Annotated in this window: 3 protein-coding genes; all 3 read left to right on the forward strand. The window is 63.8% G+C overall.

Going from position 1 to position 2,732, the window contains the following annotated elements:
• Nucleotides 1–247 (forward strand): amino acid kinase family protein (locus tag EHS19_RS11260; RefSeq protein ID WP_479680309.1); only part of this gene is annotated, 247 nt, incomplete at its 5' end.
• 284 nt (nucleotides 248–531) lie between these two features.
• Complete coding sequence (locus tag EHS19_RS02265) at nucleotides 532–1,074, forward strand: ACT domain-containing protein (RefSeq protein WP_151916218.1); 543 nt, start codon at nucleotides 532–534, stop codon at nucleotides 1,072–1,074.
• A 183-nt stretch (nucleotides 1,075–1,257) separates the two neighbouring features.
• Nucleotides 1,258–2,655, forward strand: a complete 1,398-nt coding sequence (locus tag EHS19_RS02270) for an NCS2 family permease (protein ID WP_151916219.1) — start codon at nucleotides 1,258–1,260, stop codon at nucleotides 2,653–2,655.
• The last annotated feature ends 77 nt before the right edge of the window (nucleotides 2,656–2,732 follow it).

The following is a 2,732-nucleotide window of genomic DNA, read 5'->3' on the forward strand; positions in this document are numbered from 1 at the left end:
CGATGTGGACGGCATCTTCACCGCCGACCCGCGCATCGTGCCCACCGCTCGGCGCATTCCCGCGATCGGCTACGACGCCATTCTGGAAATGGCCAGCTGCGGCTCCAAGGTGCTTGCGCTGCGCTGCGTCGAATATGCGCAGCGATTCAACATGCCGCTGCATGTGCGCTCCTCGTTCTCCCATCGGCGCGGCACGCTTGTCGTACCGGAAGGGGTCGATCCGCGCACGCTGCCGAATCTCGACTGACCGCGCGGCGCGCGGCCGGCACTGTGCAGGGGCATCGTGCGATCCTGATCGCGTGGCCGACGCAGCCAGGCCGGGCAGAGCGGCCAACGCAGCCGATCAGCAGTCGAGTTGCAAGCGATCCGCAGCCAACCTGCAACCAATCCGAAAACCCAACGAACGTACTTCGATCACATAAGGTGAACAACATGAGCAACGAGAATGCAACCAACGCAGCAACCACAGCTGCAAGCACAGCTGCAAGCGCAGCCGCAACCACCGCAGCAGGCGCGGCCGACGTGAAATCCATGGGCGATCTGTTCCCCGATCTCGGTCCCGAGGCGCCGGTCATCTCCGGCATCGCGCACGACCGCTCCGAGGCGCTCGCCACCGTGCGCGGCGTGCCGAACGAGCCTGGCATGGCCGCCAAGGTCTTCACCGAACTGGCGATCGCCGGCGTGAACGTCGACATGATCGTGCAGGCCAGCTCGTCGGCCGGCACCGCCGACATCTCGTTCACCGTGCCGGAGTCGACCGTCAGGCAGGTGCAGGACGTGCTGCTCGACAAGCACGAGGAGCTCGGCTACCGCTCGTTCGACGTGGATGTCAACGTCGGCAAGGTCGCCGTGGTGGGTGTCGGTATGAAGACGCATTCCGGTCTTGCGGCCAAGTTCTTCACCGCGCTGAGCGAGAAGGCCATCAATGTGCTGATGATCTCCACGTCGGAGATCCGCATCGCCGCGCTCGTGCCGCTTGACCAGCTCGACGACGCGGTCCGCGCGCTGCACACCGCCTACGGTCTCGATGCCGATCATATCGAGGCGGTCGTCTACGGCGGCACCGGCCGCTGAATGAGCCAAATGATGCTCCTCCTGAACTGAGGGTGAATAAGGCGTATATCTGCACATAACATTCATGACTTGCACGGGTGTTATGGTAGGCGAGTTCGCAGAAGCACGGGCATACGCACGCTCGCATCATGCAGACATATGCAACCACCCATGCAACCATTCACCCACAGAGAAGAGAGCATCATGGAGAAGTTCTTCCATCTCAAGGAGAACGGCACGACGGCCTCGACCGAAATCCTGGCCGGCCTGACCACGTTCTTCGCGATGGCGTACATCATCGTCGTCAATCCGCAGATCCTGAGCAAGACGGGCATGCCGTGGGGCGGCGTGTTCCTCGCCACCATCATCGCGGCCATCATCGGCACGCTGGTGATGGGCCTGTTCGCCAACGTGCCGTACGCGCAGGCGGCCGGCATGGGCCTCAACGCGTTCTTCACCTACACCGTGTGCTTCGGCCTCGGCTTCACCTGGCAGGAGACGCTGTGCATGGTGTTCCTGTGCGGCCTGATCAACATCGTCATCACGGTCACCAAGATCCGCAAGATGATCATCATGGCCATCCCCGAGGTGCTGCAGCAGGCGATCGGCGGCGGCATCGGCCTGTTCGTCGCCTACGTCGGCATGCTCAACGTCGGCCTGATCAAGTTCACCCCCGGCGACCCGAAGACCGCCGGCTCCGGCAATCCGATCGCCGCGACTCCCGGTCTGGCCAACTTCAACGACAAGGTGCTGTGGGTGTTCCTCATCGGTCTGCTGCTGGCCGTGGTGTTCACTGTGCTCAAGGTGAAGGGCGGCCTGCTGCTGGCCATCGCCATCACCACCGTCGTGGGCATCCCGTTCGGCGTCACTTCGTGGTCCGATTCGCAGTCCCTCGGCCAGACCTTCTCCGAGCTGCCGGCCACGTTCGGCGCGATCTTCTCCGCCGATGGCTTCCCGGCGCTGTTCTCCGACCCGGCCAAGCTGCCGCTGGTGATCGTGACGATCTTCGCGTTCTCCATGTCCGACACGTTCGACACGCTGGGCACGTTCATCGGCACCGGCCGCCGCACCGGCATCTTCTCGCTTGAGGATGAGAAGGCGCTCGAAAACGGCCACGGCTTCTCCTCGAAGATGGATCGCGCACTGTTCGCCGATTCCATCGCCACCTCGATCGGCGCCATCTGCGGCACCTCGAACACCACCACCTACGTCGAGTCGTCCGCAGGCATCGCCGCGGGCGGCCGCACCGGTCTGACCTCCGTCGTGGTGGCGGTCTGCTTCGCGCTGTCCGCGTTCTTCGCGCCCGTCGTCTCGGCGGTGCCGTCCGCCGCGACCGCCGGCGTGCTGGTGATGGTCGGCTGCATGATGGCCGCCTCGCTCAAGGAGATCGACTGGGCCGACATCACCGTGGCGATCCCGGCGTTCTTCGCGGCCGTGTTCATGGCGTTCTCGTACTCGATCTCGTACGGCATCGCCGGCGGCTTCATCATGTACTGCATCGTGATGACCTGCAAGAAGAAGGCGAACAAGGTGCACCCGATCATCTGGATCGTGGCGCTGCTGTTCATCGTCGATTTCGTGCTGATGGCGTTCCTGCAGTAGCGTTTAGATTCGCGCTTCGAGCCGCGCTCCGATTCGTTTCGGTCACAGGGCGCGCCTTCGGTCACAGGGTGCGCCCC

The sequence above is a fragment of the Bifidobacterium jacchi genome, from assembly GCF_009078285.1.
Taxonomy (GTDB): domain Bacteria; phylum Actinomycetota; class Actinomycetes; order Actinomycetales; family Bifidobacteriaceae; genus Bifidobacterium; species Bifidobacterium jacchi.